This window comes from Oceanobacillus sp. FSL K6-3682 (assembly GCF_037976165.1).
Lineage (GTDB): Bacteria > Bacillota > Bacilli > Bacillales > Amphibacillaceae > Oceanobacillus > Oceanobacillus sojae.
In genome coordinates, this window is record NZ_CP150263.1 from 2281985 (window position 1) to 2303675 (window position 21691).

17 protein-coding genes and 1 other annotated feature are annotated in these 21691 nt (G+C 38.5%); of the genes, 16 read left to right on the forward strand and 1 reads right to left on the reverse strand.

What is annotated here, in order from left to right; genetic code table 11:
- Nucleotides 1-11 precede the first annotated feature (11 nt).
- The 14 genes from MHH51_RS11350 to mtnN all read left to right on the forward strand — a co-directional run bounded on the left by MHH51_RS11350 (nucleotide 12) and on the right by mtnN (nucleotide 14430).
- Nucleotides 12-683: a tetratricopeptide repeat protein gene (locus MHH51_RS11350; RefSeq protein WP_147207875.1), complete on the forward strand. Its 672-nt coding sequence runs from the start codon at nucleotides 12-14 to the stop codon at nucleotides 681-683.
- A 12-nt stretch (nucleotides 684-695) separates the two neighbouring features.
- Entirely contained in the window at nucleotides 696-3032 is a 2337-nt protein-coding gene (locus MHH51_RS11355; RefSeq protein ID WP_339286132.1) for an ATP-dependent RecD-like DNA helicase, read from the forward strand.
- A 64-nt stretch (nucleotides 3033-3096) separates the two neighbouring features.
- Nucleotides 3097-3285, forward strand: a complete 189-nt coding sequence (locus MHH51_RS11360; RefSeq protein WP_077603131.1) for a hypothetical protein — start codon at nucleotides 3097-3099, stop codon at nucleotides 3283-3285.
- Between the two features lie 46 nt (nucleotides 3286-3331).
- Entirely contained in the window at nucleotides 3332-4396 is a 1065-nt protein-coding gene (locus MHH51_RS11365) for an AI-2E family transporter (RefSeq protein WP_339286134.1), read from the forward strand.
- Nucleotides 4397-4539: 143 nt separating this feature from the next.
- Nucleotides 4540-4745, forward strand: a binding site (T-box leader).
- A gap of 534 nt (nucleotides 4746-5279) precedes the next feature.
- On the forward strand, nucleotides 5280-7922 hold the full coding sequence (alaS, locus tag MHH51_RS11370) for an alanine--tRNA ligase (protein WP_339286135.1): 2643 nt from the start codon (nucleotides 5280-5282) through the stop codon (nucleotides 7920-7922).
- A gap of 94 nt (nucleotides 7923-8016) precedes the next feature.
- A complete protein-coding gene (locus tag MHH51_RS11375; RefSeq protein WP_077603128.1) occupies nucleotides 8017-8286 on the forward strand; it encodes an IreB family regulatory phosphoprotein in 270 nt (89 codons plus the stop codon).
- Nucleotides 8283-8708 carry a Holliday junction resolvase RuvX gene (gene ruvX / locus MHH51_RS11380; RefSeq protein WP_147207871.1) on the forward strand — a complete coding sequence of 142 codons (426 nt, stop codon included), beginning with the start codon at nucleotides 8283-8285 and terminating at the stop codon, nucleotides 8706-8708. Before MHH51_RS11375 ends, ruvX begins: the two co-directional genes overlap by 4 nt.
- Nucleotides 8708-8983: a DUF1292 domain-containing protein gene (locus MHH51_RS11385; RefSeq protein WP_077603126.1), complete on the forward strand. Its 276-nt coding sequence runs from the start codon at nucleotides 8708-8710 to the stop codon at nucleotides 8981-8983. The genes ruvX and MHH51_RS11385 overlap by 1 nt, the downstream gene beginning before the upstream one ends.
- 247 nt (nucleotides 8984-9230) lie before the next feature.
- A complete protein-coding gene (gene mltG, locus MHH51_RS11390; RefSeq protein ID WP_339286137.1) occupies nucleotides 9231-10352 on the forward strand; it encodes an endolytic transglycosylase MltG in 1122 nt (373 codons plus the stop codon).
- Between the two features lie 233 nt (nucleotides 10353-10585).
- Nucleotides 10586-11224, forward strand: a complete 639-nt coding sequence (locus MHH51_RS11395) for an O-methyltransferase (protein WP_339286138.1) — start codon at nucleotides 10586-10588, stop codon at nucleotides 11222-11224.
- 21 nt (nucleotides 11225-11245) lie between these two features.
- Entirely contained in the window at nucleotides 11246-11884 is a 639-nt protein-coding gene (udk, locus tag MHH51_RS11400; RefSeq protein WP_147207869.1) for a uridine kinase, read from the forward strand.
- A gap of 208 nt (nucleotides 11885-12092) precedes the next feature.
- Nucleotides 12093-12569 (forward strand): transcription elongation factor GreA, encoded by a 477-nt coding sequence (gene greA / locus MHH51_RS11405; RefSeq protein WP_077603122.1) that lies wholly within the window; start codon nucleotides 12093-12095, stop codon nucleotides 12567-12569.
- Between the two features lie 442 nt (nucleotides 12570-13011).
- Nucleotides 13012-13728 carry a YrrS family protein gene (locus MHH51_RS11410; RefSeq protein ID WP_339286141.1) on the forward strand — a complete coding sequence of 239 codons (717 nt, stop codon included), beginning with the start codon at nucleotides 13012-13014 and terminating at the stop codon, nucleotides 13726-13728.
- A 12-nt stretch (nucleotides 13729-13740) separates the two neighbouring features.
- On the forward strand, nucleotides 13741-14430 hold the full coding sequence (gene mtnN / locus MHH51_RS11415; RefSeq protein ID WP_339286143.1) for a 5'-methylthioadenosine/S-adenosylhomocysteine nucleosidase: 690 nt from the start codon (nucleotides 13741-13743) through the stop codon (nucleotides 14428-14430).
- Nucleotides 14431-14531: 101 nt separating this feature from the next.
- Here the strand turns inward: mtnN and MHH51_RS11420 are convergent, their stop codons facing one another.
- Nucleotides 14532-15425, reverse strand: coding sequence for a LysR family transcriptional regulator (locus tag MHH51_RS11420; protein WP_339286144.1), 894 nt, complete (start codon nucleotides 15423-15425; stop codon nucleotides 14532-14534).
- Nucleotides 15426-15545: 120 nt separating this feature from the next.
- Between MHH51_RS11420 and gltB the strand changes: the two genes are divergently transcribed.
- Together gltB and MHH51_RS11430 are read left to right on the forward strand one after the other, a co-directional pair.
- Nucleotides 15546-20120, forward strand: coding sequence for a glutamate synthase large subunit (gltB, locus tag MHH51_RS11425; RefSeq protein ID WP_339286146.1), 4575 nt, complete (start codon nucleotides 15546-15548; stop codon nucleotides 20118-20120).
- Complete coding sequence (locus MHH51_RS11430; protein ID WP_147207864.1) at nucleotides 20113-21609, forward strand: glutamate synthase subunit beta; 1497 nt, start codon at nucleotides 20113-20115, stop codon at nucleotides 21607-21609. The genes gltB and MHH51_RS11430 overlap by 8 nt, the downstream gene beginning before the upstream one ends.
- Nucleotides 21610-21691 lie beyond the last annotated feature (82 nt).

Below are 21691 nucleotides of genomic sequence, written 5' to 3' on the forward strand. Positions count from 1 at the left end.
GTGGTTTATGAATGGATAAGAATCAGCAGGCAATTACACTGCTAAATGAAAAAAAGTATGAAGAAGCAGCAAAGCTGTTTAATGAGGTAATTGAAGAATCTCCAAATGACCCATTGGGATATATTAATTTCGGCAATCTTTTAATGCAGCTGAATGAAATGGAACGGGCAGAACGTTTTTTGAAGCGTGCTATTGAATTGGATGAAAAAGCTGCAACAGCATACTATGGTTTAGGTAATCTTTATTTTGATCAGGAAGACTTTGGGAAAGCACAACAAAGCTTTCTAAAAGCAATTGAATTGGGACTTGAAGAAGCAGATGCTTACTTCATGCTGGGTATGTGCTTCCGAAACCAGGAACAATGGAAGCTGTCTCTGCCATATTTGCTACGGGCGACAGAACTTGATTCACAGGACGAAAGTTATCTATTTCAATACGGACTCTCTCTTGCACAGGGAGAAATTTTAGATGAAGCCCAAAAAACATTTGAAAAAGTACTTGAATTAAATAGCGAGCACAGCGATGCTTATTATAATCTGGGCGTGATTGCATTATTCCATGAAAAAACAGAACAAGCCTTAAACCATTTTGAAAAAGCACTTGAATTACAGTCTGATCATGTGCTGGCTGCAAACGGAAAGGAAATTGCGTTACAGTATATGGAGCAATTTGATGATAAATAAGGGGTAATCAGCATGGAAAACCAGGTAGAAGCAAAGGAAGCACTGCCTTTTGTAACGGGGAGCGTATTAAATACTATTTTTCGTAACGAAGCAGAGCATTTTTCTATCGTCCTAATTAAAATCACAAAGACAAACCTTGACTATGAAGATAAAGAAATCATTGTAAAAGGTTATTTTGATCAGCTTCAGGAGCAGACAGCCTATCGTTTTTATGGAGCGCTGGAAAAGCATCCCCGCTACGGATCACAATTAAAAGTTCAGTCCTATGAAACTATTTTGCCGACAACAAAGGATGGACTTGTTCAATACCTATCCAGCGATTTATTCTACGGTGTCGGGAAAAAAAGTGCACTAAAGATAGTGGAGGAGCTGGGAGAAAAGGCTGTTTCTAAAATTATGGATAACCCTTCTGTTTTAGATGGGATTTCTGGATTATCAAAGGAAACAGGAAAACGTTTGTCAGATCGTTTAAGAGAAAACCAAGGCTTTGAGCGGGTTGCTGTTCAATTATCAGGCTACGGAATTGGACTGAAGATGGCCCAGGTAATTTATCAGACCTATCGTGATAACGCCATGGAGGTTCTTGGAAAAGATCCGTATCAATTTGTGTTTGATATTGAAGGCTTTGGCTTTAAAATGGCAGACCAGATAGCTTCTCAGCAAGGTATTTCTCATACACATGAAAGCCGTATCGGTGCTGGGGTAATCTATGTCCTGCAGCAAAGTATACAAGCAGGGCATGTTTATCTTCCATTTGAAAAATGTGTGCAGGAAATTATTTACTTACTTCATCTTCCCCATTCGGATAAAAGCTCTGTCTCTGATGTTATGATGCAGCTGAATATGGAGAAAAAAATCATCATGATCGATGAAAGAGTATATCTGCCTTCATTATATTACGCAGAGGACAACTTTACAGCAAGTCTGAAAAAAATACTGACAAAACCGATAGAAGATGAGGTGCCTTTAGCAGAGCTGTTGAAAATAACCGGCGATATTGAAGAAGAAGAGTCATTAAGCTATGGAAAAGAGCAATTTGATGCTATTGTCCAGGCGATTCATTCTAAAATTATGATTTTAACAGGCGGGCCGGGGACTGGAAAAACAACAGTTATAACTGGTATCATCCAGGCTTTTGCGAAGATTCATGAGCTTTCTTTAAATCTATCGGATTATAAAAATAAAGACAGTTTTCCATTTATTTTAACAGCTCCTACAGGCCGGGCAGCCAAACGGATGTCGGAATCTACCGGTTTGCCGGCAGTCACAATTCACCGGCTGCTTGGCTGGAATGGCATGGGTAATTTTGAAAAAGATGAACATGAGCCATTATCAGGAAGGCTGCTTATAGTGGATGAATTTTCCATGGTAGATACATGGCTGGCAAATAATCTGTTTAAAGCCATTCCAGATACAATGCAAATTATCCTGGTTGGAGATGAAGACCAGCTTCCATCAGTTGGACCAGGCCAGGTTTTAACAGATTTAATGAAAAGCGAAGTTTTGCCTGTCATCTCTTTAAGGGATGTATATCGTCAAAAAGAAGGTTCTAAGATTATTCAGCTTGCCCATGAAATTAAACATGCCAGCTGTAATGAAAATTCTTTGGAAAATGCACGGGATTTCAGCTTTATTTCTTGTCGTGATTATCAGATGGTCGATGTATTGACATCCATTATTGATAAAGCAGAGAAAAAAGGTCTTGACCCTGCTTCTATCCAGGTTCTCTCACCAATGTATCGTTCGCAGGCCGGAATTCATGCGATTAATGAAGCATTACAGCAGTTAATTAATCCCCCCGGAGAGAAGAAACGGGAGATTGCTTTTCAAGACGTTGTTTATCGTGTCGGCGATCGTGTGATCCAGTTAATTAACCAGCCGGAAGACGGCATATATAATGGAGATATTGGAGAAATTGTTGCCATTTTTAAAGCAGAAGAAAATGTCGAAAATGAAGAGCAGATAGTGATTGCTTTTGAAGATAAAGAGGTTGTCTTTATCCGGAAAGATTATCATAACTTTACTCATGCATTCTGTATCTCCATTCATAAGTCGCAGGGGAGCGAATTTCCAATTGTCATTCTTCCCGTTGTTTATTCACATCATCGTATGCTGCGAAAAAATCTTTTATATACAGCAATTACCAGAGGAAAAGAGTCTTTGATTATCTGTGGCGAAAAAGAGGCTTTTATTAAAGGTGTGCAAACAGAAGATACGAATCGGAGATATACTTCATTGCAGGAAATGTTAAATATTCAGTTAGCCAATCAAAAAGCAGAGAAAAAGGAATATGAAGCTGTAGAAGATATACCGGAAGAAGAATTATCTCCATATGATTTTATGGATTAAGTGTATAAAAAATTCTGTTTAGGGCAATACTTGGACTGATTTAGCAGAAAAGGAATGAAGAAGTATGCTGGAATGTCCAAATTGCCGGGAAAAACAAATTGGAAAATTAAGTCCTACAAGCTATTACTGCTGGGTGTGCTCCATTGAATTAACTGTGTCTGGAAAGGAATTACACATCCATCAGATAGAAGCGGACGGGACGCTCAGTTCATTAGATGATTTATTTTCAAAAGAAGAGAGAAGTTTATTATAAACTCCCAGCCTCTTGGTTACACTACCATGGACTGGGAGTGATTCTTATGTGGAAAAAAATAAAAGCGAAGCAAGTTGTCTATTACTTAGTAATTGCTATCCTTTCCTTTATTCTTTTATATTTTTTAGCGATTACAAAACCCTATTATGGAGCATTTTTTTCCTTTATTGGTAAGCTGTTGCTTCCTTTTTTAATTGCGGGGATTTTGGCTTTCCTGCTGCATCCATTGATTGAATGGCTGCATAGGTACCGTATTCATCGCGGCATAGCAGTGCTAATTATTTATGTCCTTTTTTTTGGAGGTGCCGGCTATGCTATCTATCGTGCTTATCCATTAATGGTGGAGCAGATGAAGGAAATGAGCCGTAATTTCCCTGAATTTATTGAGCTGTATCAGAACGGGTTAAATAAAATGTACACTTCTACTTCTTTCCTGCCGGAGACAGTACATGACAGGATGGATATATTCATTCAATCCTTAGAGAACACGATGAACAATTTTTCAGGGAAAATCATCGGTGGATTTAATGGAATGATGGACGCTGTCATACTCTTGACCATAATTCCTGTTCTAGTATTTTATTTCTTAAAGGACTATCCTTTTATTAAATCATTTCTATTACGTTTTATTCCTTATAAATATCGGAATGAAACTGGAAATGTATGCAGGGAAATAAGTAAGGGGCTGGGCGGCTATATTCGTGGGCAGTTCATTATCAGTGCAGCAGTTGGTGTTATCTCTACCCTATGCTGGATTTGGTTAGATTTACCATACGCTTTATTGTTGGGAATTATTCTGGCAATCGTGAACATCATTCCCTATTTCGGGCCCATTATCGGGGCCATTCCAGTCGTAACAGTTGCTTATATGGTACAGCCGGAAAAAGCGTTATTCGTTATTATAATTATCTTTGTGATTCAATTGATCGAAAGCAATCTATTATCTCCGTACATTATGGGGAAAACAGTGAAAATTCATCCAATCGGTATCATTTTTGCCTTGTTATTGGGTGGACAGCTTGCCGGTGTAATAGGCATGGTAATTTCTGTTCCTGTTTTTACAATGTTAAAAGTACTGATTCAGCAATATCAAATTTCAAAAGCCGGTTAAGCTGAAACACATGCTTATCCACAGTGTAACTGGCAGTATGACTTCTACATTAAGAATTTGATTGCAAAGAAGAAAAATTGACATACAGCAGAAAAATCAATATAATAACGCTATAATCACACAAACAACAAAAAATAATCACGCAAATCACGTTGAAGATGTTAAGTACATGACATGATATTTCAAGAGAGGGAATCCCCCGGCTGAAAGGACTCCTAATTATATTGTTATGGAAAGCTGCATTGGAGTACGGCTAATCCCCGTCGGTATCATACCGTTATAATGAATAAAGTGATGAACATATAATTTGTTCATAATAAGGGTGGTACCGCGAAATCTCGTCCCTGCAATGATGCAGAGAGGAGATTTTTTGTTTTGTACTGTCTAGCTCCGAGCACCAAACTTTAGAGATTTCACGTCACGCCCTACGATAAAGAAGACTTAGCGATTGTCAAGCCGTCAGGCGTAGACAGAGGTAAAGTCGCACTTATGCCCGGGAGGGCGAAAAGAAGACTTAGCGATTGTCAAGCCGCCAGGCGTAGACATAGGTAAAGTCGCACTTATGCCCGGGAGGGCGAAAAGAAGACTTAGCGATTGTCAAGCCGTCAGGCGTAGACAGAGGTAAAGTCGGGACTGGGACTGCGATTACTCGTCCCATCAAAACCGCCGCACTTATGCCTTGCGGGTGAAAGTCAATATCGGTTTAAAGTGAAGGAAGACCGACTAAAAGCAGGCTGAAGCCTAACGTCGGCATACCCCTAAAGGGGCATGTTTCCTTTATCTCCTAAGTAAAGGAAAACCACCCCCAAAAGACCGGGGGGCGTAATCTCTACGTTTTTTAACGGGCGCGGCTTGCGCTTTTCTAAAAAGGAGGAAAAATATAATGAAATCATTGAGTTCTGCAGAAATTCGGCAAATGTTTATTGACTTTTTTAAAGAGAAGGGGCATCAGGTAGAGCCCAGTGCTTCTTTAGTACCTCATGATGACCCTACGCTGTTATGGATTAATAGCGGGGTGGCGACATTAAAAAAATATTTTGATGGCCGGATCATTCCTGATAATCCAAGAATAGTGAATGCTCAAAAAGCTATACGGACAAATGATATTGAGAATGTTGGTTTTACAGCTCGTCATCATACATTTTTTGAGATGCTGGGTAATTTCTCAATTGGTGATTATTTTAAGGAAGAAGCGATTGAGTGGGCATGGGAGTTTCTGACGGATGAAAAGTGGATTGGCTTTGATTCAGAGAAATTATCTGTTACTGTTCATCCGGAAGATGATGAAGCTTATGATCTTTGGCTTACAAAAATAGGTCTGCCAAAAGAACGCATTATTCGATTAGAAGAGAATTTCTGGGATATTGGAGAAGGACCAAGTGGACCAAACACAGAGATCTTCTATGACAGAGGAGAAAGCTATGGAAATGATCCTGCTGATCCAGAGCTTTATCCAGGCGGTGAAAACAGCAGATATTTAGAGGTCTGGAATCTGGTATTTTCTCAGTTTAACCATAACCCGGATGATACGTATACGCCACTTCCTAAGAAAAATATTGATACAGGGATGGGCCTGGAACGATTAACTTCCATTATTCAAGATGTGCCTACAAACTATGAAACGGATTTATTTATGCCGATTATCCAGGCAACGGAATTGATCGCAGACAGCAAATATGGAGAAAATGAAGCGGCTGATACCGCATTTAAAGTCATTGCTGACCATATCAGAACAGTCAGCTTTGCAATTGGAGATGGTGCGATGCCGTCTAATGAAGGCAGAGGTTATGTTTTGCGCCGACTGATTCGCCGCGCTATCCGTTTTGCGAAGGATATTAATATTCATGAAGCTTTTATGTACCGCCTGGTTCCGGTAGTAGCTGAAATCATGAAGGATTTCTATCCAGAGGTTGTAAAAGAAACAGACTACATTCAAAAAATTATTAAAGTAGAGGAAGAACGTTTCCATGAAACGTTAAATGACGGTTTAGAAATCCTGACGAAGCTCATTGAGACGGAAAAAGAAAAAGGAAGCAGTATATTTCCTGGAGAAGAAGTATTCCGTTTATATGATACCTATGGTTTTCCAAAGGAATTAACAGAAGAATATGTTGAAAAGCTTGGATTTACAGTAAATCAGGAAGGCTTTGAAAATGAAATGAAGCTTCAGCGTGAAAGAGCAAGAAATGCACGTCAAAAAATTGACTCCATGCAGGTTCAGGATACAGTCTTTTCAACTATTGATGTAGAAAGCGAGTTTATTGGATATTCTGAGCTGGAAAGAACAACAATTATTCAAGCAATTATTCAGGAGAAAGAAGTTGTGGAATCAGCAGCAGCTGGACAGGAAGCATTTATTCTGTTGAAAGAAACACCATTCTATGCTGAAAGTGGCGGTCAAGTTGCTGATATTGGTACGATTCAGACAGAGAATTCTCTTGCTGTAGTTATAGATGTACAAAAAACACCAAACGGCCAACATATTCATCGGATAGAAGTAAAGAAAGGCATATTCTCCGTTTCTGAGGAAGTAAAAGCTGTCGTTGAACGGGAGTTCCGTACAAATGTCATTAAAAATCATACAGCTACACATTTACTGCATCAGGCGTTAAAAGATGTACTCGGTTCACATGTTAATCAGGCAGGTTCTTTAAATCAGCCTAACCGTCTCCGGTTTGATTTTTCTCATTTCAGCAGTGTAACCAACGAGGAACTGGAAAAAATCGAAAAAATTGTGAATCAAAAAATATGGGATTCATTGCCGGTTTTCATTGAAACCAAAGGAATTGAAGAAGCTAAAGCAATGGGTGCGATGGCGTTGTTTGGGGAAAAATACGGAGATATTGTCCGTGTTGTTCAAATCGGCGATTACAGTATTGAATTATGCGGCGGATGTCACGTTGGTAATACAGCAGAAATCGGATTACTTAAAATTGTATCAGAAAGCGGTATAGGTGCAGGAACAAGAAGGATTGAAGCTGTAACAAGCAAAGAAGCTTATAACTATTTAAACAACAAGATTGAACTGTTGAAGCAGTCTGGCGCATTATTAAAAGCAAAAGATGAACAAATTCCTCAAAAAGTGTCTTCGTTACAATTGGAATTAAAAGAGACACAAAAGCATGTAGATTCTTTACAAGCTAAATTATCTAATTTAGAGGCATCTTCTATTTTAGATGAAATAAAAGAGGTAAATAATGTAAAAGTATTAGCTAAACAAGTTGATGTGAAAGATATGAATCAATTACGTTCGATGGTAGATGAATTAAAACAAAAAATAGAATCAGGTGTAATTCTGCTTGCAGCTGTGCATAATAATAAAGTACAGCTTGTTGCAGGGGTAACAAAAGACTTGATGAAACAAAACCTTCATGCCGGTAACCTGGTAAAACAGGCTGCAACAATTTGTGGCGGCGGCGGCGGCGGCCGTCCAGATATGGCACAAGCTGGGGGTAAAGACCCATCTAAGGTTACAGAAGCATTACAAAGTGCTTTAAGTTATGTAACAGAAGCGACAAATGCCTAATCATTGGTTGTATGTTTTCTTGTAAATAAGTATAATGATAGAGATAAACATGTTAGAATAGATGAAGAAGGTTAACGAAGGACGAGGTGTCATTATGAGTTCAATTGATAAAACAATGAAATTCAACTTTTCCGAAGAACCATTTGACCAGGACATTAAAAAAATTTTATTGACTGTTCATGAATCATTACAGGAAAAAGGATACAATCCGATAAATCAGATTGTCGGTTATTTATTATCGGGTGACCCTGCTTATATCCCTAGGTATAATGATGCTCGTAATTTGATTCGTAAAGTTGAACGGGATGAAGTTATTGAAGAACTTGTAAAGTTTTATCTAGAACAGAATAAGGAGAATTCATGAAAGTAATAGGTTTAGACGTAGGTTCAAAAACAATAGGTGTTGCAATTAGTGACGCTCTTGGCTGGACAGCACAAGGACTAACCACTATTTATTGGGATGAGAACGAGTTCAGTTCTGCGGATAAAGAACTTCAAACCATTATAGAGGATAGTGAAGTATCCCGGGTTGTTGTTGGTCTGCCTAAAAACATGAACGGTTCGATTGGCGAAAGAGGCGAAGCTTCAGAGCGTTATGCTGCTTATTTGGAAGAAAAATATAATTTACCTGTTGTATTATGGGACGAGCGTTTAACGACAATGGCGGCTGAACGTGTTCTTTTAGAAGCAGACATGAGCCGGAAAAAAAGAAAAAAAGTAATTGATAAGATGGCAGCTACAATGATTTTGCAGGGTTATCTTGATTCAAAAGGAGGCGTTATTTAATGGCGTTAGAGGAAAAAGAACGAATTATTATCCCAGATGAAAACGGTGATGAGCATCTTTTCGAAGTGCTTTTCACATTCGATGTGGATGAAACTGAACAATCTTATATAGCTGTCGTACCTGCTGAACAGGCAGAGGATGAAGAGGTAGAGGTATATGCATTCCGCTATGAGGAACAGGAAAATGAAGATTACACATTATACCCTATTGAATCTGACGATGAATGGAATATGGTAGAGGAAATGTTAAACACATTAGCAGAAGAAGAAGAGTAAAAAAGATAAGAAAGCTGATGTTCACGTTTTGTGACATCAGCTTTCTTTTACGATGTCTTTATTTTTTACAAGTCTGGCTTTAAATAATATTAACCTTTCTATGTCTGCAAAAAAATATATTTTTCTCCAAAATTCCTTATGAAAATAAAAATTTCTGTTTAAAATAAAGAAGTATGAAATAAAATAACAGGAATATTGGATAATTTTATATGGATTTAGTATAATAAAGCGGATGAAAGGGGGGTACATGGTGTCAAAAGATGACAAACATAATGGATTCCAGAAGAATCTTATAAAAAGAGGAGAAGAAGCATCTAAAGTTAGAAAAATTGTAGCAATTATTATTGTGTGTTTTACTCTTATTATAATAATCGGCGGTATCTCAGGATATATATATATTAATTCGGCATTGGAGCCCGTTGACGAAGATAACTCAACCCAGGTAGAAGTGGAAATTCCGATAGGATCTTCCAGCTCAACGATAGCTGGTATTCTTGAAGAAAATGGAATTATAAAAGATGCACGTGTGTTCCGTTTCTATACAAAATTTAATAATGTGAACGAATTCCAAGCTGGAAACTATACTTTTAATACAGCGATGAATATGGATGAAATTATTGAATCATTGCAGCATGGAAGAGTTATTGTTGATGCTGTACATACCGTAACAATTCCTGAAGGATTGACAGTTGATCAAATTGCTGAGATATACAGTAAGCAGCTTGATTTTTCCAAGGAAGATTTCTTAGAGGTTGCTAATGACCCTGATTTTATTGAAGAATTAATGGGAAAATATCCTTCCTTATTAACGGAGGATATTTTAGATGACGAAATTCGTACTCCTTTAGAAGGGTATATGTTTGCTTCGACATACGATTTTTATGAAGAAGAACCAACCATTGAATCGATAATAGACCGTATGGTCGAACAAACAAATTCTATTTTCCAGCAATATGAAGGTGAAATTGCAGAGCGGGATTTAACACCGCACGAAGCGATAACATTTGCATCGGTTGTGGAGAAGGAAACTGCCCATGAAGAGGAGCGGCCGCAAATTGCCGGTGTATTTTATAATCGTTTGGATGAAGGTATACAGCTGCAGACTGATCCAACCGTATTATATGCAAAAGGCGAACATCAAGCTGTTGTTACCTTTGAGGATTTAGAGGTAGAGTCACCATATAACACATATGTAGTTGATGGTTTACCAATAGGCCCAATATCGAATTTTGCGGAAAACTCTTTGAAAGCAGTGGTGTCTCCAGAAGATTCAGATTACCTGTTTTTCTTACATGATGAAGATGGAAATATTCACTTTGCTGAAACGTTTGACGAACATGTTAAGAACCGGGAAAAATATATAAATTAAAGAGTGTGTTCAAATGATGATTAGAAGTGTCAGCTTGAACAACCCTTAAACGGACTTATGGAGAATTTTCCCATGTTCCGTTTTCTTTTTTACAGATTAGGAAAGTATAGAATTTATGGGAATGCTGAGGGTCAGCATACTCTCTGTACGGGAAAATGAATATGCTTTTTTTGACCATGAATAAGCACATATAGAATAAATTTAATGCTTTGCAACTTAAAGGAAATGATGAAATGGATAAAAAAATAGAAAATTACCTGGAAAACTTGCTGCCTGCTTCACCGGATTCTGCAAAAGCGCTTGAAAAATATGCAGAAATAAATCATGTTCCAATCATTCATCGAAACAGCATGCATATGATTAATCTTGTTTTAACCATGCAGCAGCCTGAATCTATTTTAGAGGTAGGTACAGCAATTGGCTACTCTGCATTGCGAATGTTAGAGGGAGCACCAGATGCTAAAATTATTACCGTTGAAAAAGATAAGAAACGTTATTATGAAGCTATTACAAATATTCAAGAGCAGAAGCGTAATAGCCAGGTCGACGTAATCTTAGGTGATGCTGCTGATGTCATGCAGGATTTAGCTGAAAAGAAGAAACAGTTCGATGTTATTTTTATCGATGCTGCGAAAGGGCAATACCAATCTTATTTTGACTTGGCAGATAGAATGCTCATTTCCGGCGGTATATTAATTACAGATAATGTATTATTTCGCGGGATGGTTTATTCAGGTGAAGAAGCTCCTAAAAAATATAAAACTTTAGTACGAAAATTAAAAGCGTACAATGAAATGCTAATGAATCATCCAGATTATCATACGTCTATTATACCGATTGATGATGGTGTTTCCATTAGCTATAAGAGATGAGAAATGTAAGGAGATAATAGCATGGAAAAAGATAAACCCATTGTAATAGGCGTAGCAGGCGGGAGCGGGAGTGGAAAAACTTCAGTAACAAAATCTATCTGCAACCGTTTTAAAGAGACGTCAATACTAGTTATTGAACAGGATGCATACTACAAGGATCAGTCGCATCTCCCATTTGAGGAAAGGTTGAAAACAAATTATGACCATCCATTAGCGTTTGACAATAATTTATTAGTAGAGCATCTGCAACAATTGCTGGAATATAAACCTATAGAAAAGCCGGTTTATGATTATAAAGTCCATAACCGTTCAAAAGAAACGATTCATGTTGAACCGAAAGAAGTAATAATTGTTGAAGGAATATTGATTTTGGAAGATGTCAATCTGGTTGATTTAATGGATATAAAAGTATTTGTTGATACAGATGCTGATTTACGAATTGTCCGTCGCCTGTTAAGAGATATTAAAGAGCGCGGCAGAACGTTAGAATCAGTAATTGATCAATATATTCAAGTGGTTCGTCCGGCTCATATGCAATTTATTGAGCCGTCGAAAAGATATGCAGATTTAATCATTCCAGAAGGCGGAGAAAACCATGTTGCAGTAGATATTATGGCATCTAAGATAGAAAATATCTTAATAAAGAATTCAAATAGGTAATTATTTTTCTTGATATTTTAGGTAATATCTGCCATAGTATTGATTAGTATATTTTCAAGAATTAGCACATAAGCTATATAGCCAATTTTATTAATTAATTTATATACATGGGAATAAGCGGCAGGTTAATTTTTAAAATCAGTTTTGAGTCAAAAATATGCTGCGTTTATCCCTGAAAAGAAATGATACGAGAAGGAGTGTATAGAAAATGGCTGCAGAAAAAAGCTTTTACATGACACAAGAGGGGAAAGATAAGTTAGAGGAAGAACTACATTATTTAAAAACAGACCGTCGGCAAGAGGTCGTTGAAAGAATAAAAGTGGCTCGTGATTTTGGAGACCTGTCTGAGAACTCTGAATATGATGCTGCTAAAGATGAACAGGCATTTGTAGAACAGCGTATTACACAAGTAGAAAAAATGATCCGCAATGCAGTAATTATCGAGAATGATAATGAAAATCCAGATGTTGTTTCATTGGGTAAATCAGTTACTTTTATTGAATTACCTGATGGTGATGAAGAAACTTACACAATTGTTGGAAGTGCAGAAGCTGACCCATTTGAAGGGAAAATCTCCAATGATTCGCCAATGGCTAAAAGTTTGTTAGGGCAGGAAATTGGACAGGAAGTTACAGTAGCTACACCTGCCGGAGATATTGAAGTACGAATAACAAGTGTAGATTAAAAATTGGAAAGCGTTTGCTTAGCAGCTCTTTATTCTGAATCTTAAATGATGTATAGTAAGCGCTCTGATTAGAGAATGGATTTTCAAGAACTTATACTTAAGTAATAACAAAACTTACAGCTGCATTAAGCTGTAAGTTTTGTTATTACTGATAAGATATGTGTAACATCCTCGAATATATACACTTTTGTTCAAGGATTGTCATATTCAGCTGCCTGCTTTTTTTATTCCTAAAACGTTAAAAATCAGAGAATCTGTACGAATAGTATTACATAGGTGAATTTTTAATATATAGTAAAATCCTCATCTTCACTTTGTTCTATCAATACTTTAGTTTATAGAAGAAACAAACAGCATTTTTATGCTAAAATTGAATAGACAAGGATTGTTAAACTCGATATGATAGTATAATACAAATAGTTGTAGTTAGGGGGAGTACTTGGTGAATCAAACAAGATCAAACAAATTTGAAAAAAGAAGAAAAAATACAAATGCAATTACCATTCTATCCATTGCTGCAGGAGTCGTTTTAGTGGTCTTCCTTGCGATATGGGTATTTGGCGGAAACGATACAGCTGATGAAGGTACTGAATCTGATGCATCTGAAAATACGTCCGAGGGAGATAATGGTGAAGAAGGCGGCGGAGAAGATGATAATGGCTTTCTAATAACTGATCCTGATTCAAATGATGAAGATAAAAATGATAATGAGGATGCGAATAGAGACGAAGAAAATGAAGATGAAGATAAAGACGAGGATGCATCCAAAGAAGATAATGACAACGAGGACGAAAATGAAGAAGATAATTCATACGAAGACAGGGAATCTGCTGAACCATCAGATGATAATGTTTCAGAAGCATATACTGGCGACTGGGATCCTGTAGGTACAGAGCAAGAAGGAGAGCATAATACAGACTTTGGCAATGGATCTCAGGATCGTGTTGAAATAAAAAAAGCAACCTCCTTGGTTACTGGTTTAAGTGAAGATGGTATGATAGAACATTGGGTTGGAAATAATGGCCCTGACAAAGTAATTGCCACGGTTTCTGATTCAAGCAGCTCAGAGTTTTATCGTGTGTTCTTAGATTGGGTAGACGGGGAAGGCTGGCAGCCGACAAAGGTAGAAAAGCTGATTGAAAACGATGCAGGACAGTAATGGAGGATGAAGATGACGATAGGAATTATTGGAGCAATGGATGAAGAAATTGAATTGCTGAAACAAAAAATGACAGATATACAAGAAATCGAAATTGCAAATAGTTATTTTTATCAAGGTTATCTGGAAGGAAAAAAAGTTGTTCTTCTGCTGTCCGGTATTGGAAAAGTAAATGCGGCAATGTCCACAACTATCCTGCATGAACGATTTAATCCTGATAAAATTATTAATACAGGATCTGCTGGAGGGTTTGCTGAAAATTTGGATGTAGGTGATGTTGTTATTTCCACAGAGGTATTACATCATGATGTAGATGCAACAGCATTCAGTTATGCTTATGGACAAGTTCCTGGCATGCCGGCATCCTATACGGCCTCACCAGAATTGGTTAAATTAGTAGGCGGAGTTATTCTGGAATCAGATATCCAGGCAGAATTTGGTATTATAGCAACAGGTGATTCATTTATGCAAAGAGAAGATCAAATAGCTGTTGTCCGCGAACGGTTTCCGGAAATGCTGGCTTTAGAAATGGAAGCTGCTGCAATTGCGCAAGTATGCTACCAGTATAAGACACCGTTTGTTATTATTCGGGCACTGTCCGATATTGCTGGAAAAGAATCATCTGTTTCTTTTGATGTATTTTTAGAAAAAGCTGCAAAGAATGCAGCAGATGTTATTATAAAAATGGTTCGTAAATTATAGATTATAAAAGAGTTTTTAAACAGGCTTCTATTTGAAAAACAAATAGAAGCCTGTTTTTATATCTGCTATCTATCATTTTAAGCGATGGTTTTCATTTTTCTTTATTCCCCAACCCCAAAATAATCCTGAATAAAATTATAAAAAACCATTTCAGAAGGGGCGAGATTACGATTTTTTGGAATAATAATCCCGACTGTCCGTTTTAAAGGAGAGTTATCAATCGCTACTTTAGAACTGTAAGCAGTGTTTAAATCATTAAAAGCACTTTCTGGAAGCAAAGTAATCCCCATTCCGGCTGCTACAAGTCCTTTAATAGCATCTAAATCCTCACCCTGAGAATAAATATTTGGTGTGAAGCCTGAACGGATGCAAAAATCAATAACAAGCTGGTGAAGTACATATCCTTCAGGAAACAACACGAAATTTTCATGTTCTAAAGCTTGTGCAGAAATTTTTTCTGCTGCAGATTTAGGATGAGAACTGGGAATAAGGGCATAAAAATTTTCCATAAAAAGAACCTTGCCAATAATATCAGGTTGATTATCGGGTACAGGACCAAGAAAGGCTAAATCAATTTCTCTGTTCCTGACTGCCTCAATTAAAAAATTATAAGAGCCCTGTCTTAATTGAAATCGGATATTTGGATAGCTTTTCTTAAAAGCTGATAGTACGGTTGGCAAGAGGTTGCTTGCCAGACTTGTTGGGAATCCGATTTTTATCGAGCCGCGTTCAGGATCCAGATATTCATCCACCTGCTTTTTCGCATAATCCAACCCCTTTAAAGCAGATTTTATATGTGTTAAGAATATTTTTCCGATAGATGTTAAATGTACATTTCTCCCGACCCTTTCAAAAAGCTGCACTCCTAATTCATTTTCTAAATTTGAAATTTGCCGGCTGATTGCCGACTGGGCAACGTGCAGTTCCAATGCAGCCTCTGATACATGTTCCCGTTCTGCTACCGCAACAAAATATTTCAATTGACGCAGTTCCATATTTCCACCTCATATCAAAATTAGATTAATATTATGTTTATTATATATTGTTTGGATAGATAAAAAAACATAAAATGTATCTTACCCACTTTTAATGTATACGGAATGGAGGAACACAGAATGGTTTTTCATAATTTGCCAAAAGCGCAGGGGCTATATCAACCGGATTTTGAACACGATGCCTGTGGAATTGGCTTATATGCACATATAAAAGGAAAACAGACTCATGACATCGTTACAAAAGGATTGAGTATGCTTTGTAAGCTGGAGCATCGGGGCGGACAGGGCAGCGATCCAATGACTGGAGATGGTTCTGGATTAATGGTGCAGATTCCTGATCAATATTTCAGAAGAGTTTGTCGGGACTTTAAGCTTCCGCCAACTGGAGAATATGCGGTTGGCATGGTCTTTCTTTCTCAAAGCGAGCAGGAACAGCTTGAAGTAATGGAGAAAGTAAATGCTTTAATTGCTCAAGAAGGGCAGCAGTTAATTGGCTGGAGAAGCGTACCCGTTAACTCCTCTTGTATTGGAAAGGGGGCAGTTGAAACACTTCCGGAAATTAAACAAGTATTTATTCAAGCAAATGCAACTGCCGATGAAATGGATTTTGAGAGAAAGTTATATGTTATCCGTAAGCAAGCGGAGCATTGGGCAGAAGAAAGAAATATTCGTTTTTATGTTCCCAGCCTTTCCAGCAGAACAATTGTATATAAAGGCCTGCTGACTCCAGAGCAGGTAAATGGATTTTATTTAGAATTACAGGAAGCAGATTTTATTTCCGCTTTCTCACTCGTACATTCCCGATTCAGTACAAATACATTTCCATCATGGGAAAGGGCGCACCCGAACCGTTATTTAATCCATAATGGCGAAATTAACACATTACGTGGAAATGTGAATTGGATGAGAGCAAGAGAAAAACAATTTGTTTCTGACGCATTTGGTAATGATTTAGAAAAACTGTTGCCAATTATCCGGAGTGACGGCAGTGATTCAGCAACACTGGATAATGCGCTGGAATTTTTAACTTTGGCAGGAAGAGAGCCTGCGCATGCAGCGATGATGCTTATACCTGAGCCTTGGGATAAAAATGAACATATGAGACAGAAAAGACGTGCTTTTTACCAGTATCACAGCCTAATGATGGAGCCCTGGGACGGACCGACATCCATCACTTTTACGAATGGAAAGCAAATTGGGGCTATTTTAGACAGAAATGGTTTGCGGCCGGCAAGGTATTATGTAACAAAAGATGATTATATTATTTATTCCTCCGAAGTTGGTGTGATTGATGTAGAAGAGAGTAATGTTTTATTAAAAGAACGGTTGAGTCCGGGGAAAATGTTATTAGTAGATATCGAGCAGGGAAGAATTATTTCTGATGAAGAAATAAAATCGGCCATTACAAATGAACACCCTTATCAGAACTGGGTGGAGGAGCAAACTATAGCACTGGACCCAGAGGTTGACGAAAGCAGAGAAATGGACCCGCAATTGTTCCATAAACAGAAAGCATTCGGTTATACTCTGGAGGATATTGAAAAGTATTTAATTCCGTTGGTGCAGGATGAAAAAGATCCAATCGGAGCCATGGGAAATGATGCTCCATTAGCTGTTTTATCGGAGCGTCCGCAAAGTTTATTTAATTATTTTAAACAGCTCTTTGCCCAGGTAACGAATCCTCCAATTGATGCTTATCGCGAACAATTAGTGACCTCAATGCTGACGTGGCTCGGAAGTGAAGGAGATATTCTTCATCCGGAAACAGAAAAGAAAAAACGGATACGATTAGATTCACCTATTTTATCAAATGTACAAATGAGAAAGATAGTAAATAATGAAATCAATGGTTTACAGACAGCAATTATTGATACTTTGTTTACGGATAATATGGAAACGGCGTTAAATCAAGTATTTGAACAAGCAAGAACTGCTATTCTGAATGGGAAAAATATTCTTGTGCTGCGTGATACAGAAATGGATCAAGAGCGAAAAGCAATACCCGCATTACTGGCGGTAAGCGGGCTGCATCAATATCTAATCCGTGAAGGTATCCGTACGAAAGCAAGTATCATTATCCAGTCAGGTGAAGCGCGTGAGGTACACCATTTTGCAGCAATGCTTGGCTACGGCGTGGATGCGATTTACCCATATCTGGTTTATCAGACATACCAGCAGGCTTTCGAATCTGGCCAATTGGCTTTAAATCCAAAAGAAGCTCAGGCAAGATATATTGCAGTTGCTACGGAAGGTATTATCAAAGTAATGTCCAAAATTGGGATTTCGACTGTGCAGAGTTATCGTGGTGCACAAATTTTTGAAGCTGTCGGGATCAGTAAACAGGTTATAGAAGAACATTTTACCGGGACGGCTTCACAAATTGATGGAATTGGACTTGATGTGATACAGCTGGAAACAGAAAAACGTCACCATGAAGGATATCAGGAAGCAATTAGTCAGCTGCTTGATTCAGGAAGTGATTTTCAGTGGCGCAAAACTGGTGAACATCATGCATTTAACCCCTCTACAATTTATAAATTACAATGGTCTTGCCGACGAGGCGATTATAAGCTGTTCAAGCAATTTTCTAAAGAATCGAATGAAGAACGTATCGGCTTTTTGCGAAATCTATTTGATTTCAAGAAAACAGAACCTATATCCATTGAAGAAGTAGAATCGGTTGAATCTGTTGTCAAACGCTTTAAAACAGGTGCGATGTCATTTGGTTCTATTAGTAAAGAGGCGCACGAAACATTGGCGATTGCGATGAATCGTCTCGGCGGTAAAAGTAACAGCGGAGAAGGCGGGGAGGACAAATCTCGATTTACTCCTGATGCCAACGGTGATTTGCGTTCCAGTGCAATTAAACAGGTAGCATCCGGCCGTTTTGGAGTGACAAGCAACTATTTAGTAAATGCAAAAGAGCTGCAAATAAAAGTAGCGCAGGGAGCAAAACCTGGTGAAGGCGGTCAGTTGCCGGCCGAAAAGGTTTATCCATGGGTTGCTGATGTACGGAGATCAACACCGGGCGTTGATTTAATTTCTCCTCCGCCGCATCATGATATTTATTCTATTGAAGATTTGGCGCAGTTGATTCATGATTTGAAAAATGCTAACCGAAAAGCCAGAGTAAGTGTTAAGCTGGTAGCAAAATCAGGCGTTGGGACGATTGCTGCAGGGGTAGCTAAAGGAAATGCCGATGTTATTTCTGTTGTCGGTTATGATGGCGGAACAGGAGCATCACCCAAAACAAGTATTAAGCATACTGGTCTTCCATGGGAATTAGGATTAGCAGAAGCACATCAGACATTAATGTTAAATGGTCTTAGAGATCGGGTTATTTTAGAAACGGACGGTAAGCTGTTAACTGGAAAAGACGTTGTAACTGCAGCATTGCTTGGAGCGGAAGAATTCGGATTTGCTACAGCACCACTAGTTGTTGTCGGCTGTGTGATGATGCGTGTCTGTCATAAGGATACCTGCCCAGTTGGTGTCGCAACACAAAATCCGGAGCTTCGTAAAAAATTTACCGGAGATCCAGATCATGTTGTGAATTATATGCAATTTGTCGCTGAAGAAGTTCGTGAAATTATGGCAGAGCTTGGCTTCCGGACAATGGATGAGATGATTGGCCATACCGAATATTTGGAAAGATCCCATCGTGCGGATACACATTGGAAAGCGAAATATCTTGATTTATCAACCTTGGTCTATCAGCCGGAAGGCACGAAAAGAAATACAGCCGGGCAAGATCATCAGTTAGACCAATCCTTAGATTTAAAAGAAATTTTGCCTGTCGTTCAAGACGCATTAGAGACAGGGGAAGCAATGCAAGCAAGCTTTCCGATTAGAAATACAGACCGTGTTACCGGTACAATTGTCGGCAGTGAGCTTACTGCAAAATACGGGGAACAAGGCCTGCCGGAGGATACAATTAATTTACATTTCACAGGATCTGCCGGCCAGAGCTTCGGTGCTTTTATCCCATCAGGTATGACAATGACAGTTACTGGTGACGCCAATGATTATGTTGGTAAAGGGCTTTCCGGTGGTAAAGTGATTGTTCGTGCTCCAAAGGATTCAACGATTAATCCAAGTCATAATGTTATTGCAGGAAATGTGTCATTCTATGGTGCAACAGGTGGAGAGGCATATATCCAAGGCTATGCGGGCGAGCGTTTTGCAGTCAGAAACAGTGGCGCAAAAATAGTTGTAGAAGGTGTTGGTGATCATGGCTGTGAATATATGACAGGCGGTCGGGTTGTTATCCTTGGAAACGTCGGCAAAAACTTCGCTGCTGGAATGTCGGGTGGTATCTCTTATATAAGACCAGACGATATTTCTGCATTTAAGTCCTTGACAAATACGGCACTGATCCAGTTTGAAGAAATAACTGATCTAAAGGAACAGGAGGAAGTGAAGGATTTAATTATTAACCACTTGGATTACACGGACAGTGAAAAAGCAGCATTTATCTTAAAGAACTGGCAGGAAGAAGTAAAGAAATTTATAAAAGTTATTCCAACAGATTATAAATTAATGCTTCAGCAGATTGAATGGTTTAAAGAGCAAGGCTTAAGCTTGGAAGAAGCTCGTTATGAAGCATTTATGGCAAAGAAAAATCAAAAAATGACTGTGAACTTAGATAAAGAATCTATCATCAGGAATGAGAAAGGAGCCAGAGTAAATGGGTAAAGCAACAGGGTTTATGGAAATTAAAAGAAAAACTGCAAGTGAGCGTGAACCGCTGGAACGGATGAAAGACTGGAAAGAATACGCTGGCTCTTTTTCTGACAATTCAGCAAGAGAACAAGGGGCACGCTGCATGGATTGCAGTATTCCCTTTTGTCATATTGGTATGGAAATAGAAGGAGCAACATCTGGTTGTCCTGTCTATAACCTGATCCCGGAATGGAATGATCTTGTATACAAAGGCAGATGGAGAGAAGCATTAGACAGGTTGATGAAAACAAATAATTTCCCTGAATTCACCGGCAGAGTCTGTCCGGCACCATGTGAAGGTTCCTGTACAGTAGCGATTCATGATCCTGCCGTAACAATTAAAAATATTGAGCAGAAAATTATTGATAAAGGCTTTGAAGAAGGCTGGATTGAGCCGAGAATTCCTGATGTACGTACCGGAAAAAAAGTTGCTATTATTGGGTCGGGTCCAGCTGGATTAGCAGCAGCGGATCAACTGAATCAAGCAGGTCATGAAGTGACGATTTATGAACGCGCTGATCGTGCCGGCGGATTATTAACATATGGAATTCCTAATATGAAGCTGGAAAAAAGCGTTGTTGAACGACGTATTCAGCTACTTCGTCAGGAAGGCATTCACTTTGTTTTAAATACAGAGGTAGGCAAGGATATTTCAGCAGGAAAAATCAAAGCAAACTTTGATTCTGTTATTCTCTGTACCGGTGCCCAGAAGCATCGTGATCTGCCTTTAGAAGGCAGAGATGGAAAAGGAGTACGCTTTGCAATGGATTATCTGACCCGCTCAACGGAGAAACTCCTTGATAATAATATTGAATTGGAAGATGAATTAAACGCTGATGGAAAAGATGTTATTGTTATTGGCGGTGGAGATACTGGTGCAGATTGCATTGCAACGGCAATTCGTCAAGGTGCTAAAAGTATTGTACAATTCGGCAAGCACCCACAGCTCCCAATTAAACGGGCTGAAAAAAATCAATGGCCGGCTTATCCGCAGGTATTCAGTTTAGAATATGCGCACAAAGAAGCGAAAGAAAAGTTCGGCAGGGATATCCGTGAATACTCTATTCAGACGCAGAGGTTTGTAACAGATGAAAAAGGAAATCTGAAAGAGCTGCATACCATTCAAATGGAGAAAAGACAGGATGAAAATGGCGTCTTCTTTTTCGAGGAAATACCCGGAACAGAAAAAATCTGGCCGGCACAGCTTGTTTTAATTGCTATTGGATTTGAAGGTGCTGAAGAGCCCGTTTTAGATGCTTTTGGGGTGAAAACAATGAGAAATCGTGTGCTTGCAGCATACGGAAAGTTTTTAACAACAGAAGATAATGTGTTTGCAGCAGGAGATGCGCGCCGCGGTCAGAGCTTAATTGTCTGGGCGATTAATGAGGGGAGAGAGGTAGCTTATCAGGTTGATGAATATCTAATGGGAGCTACTTCCTTACCAACTGTTGCGAATATGTAAGAAAGCAGAATAGCTTTATAAAAACCCGAATTCGTTCTCTGGCGTCTTCGGGTTTTTATATACTCAGAGCTTTACATATAAT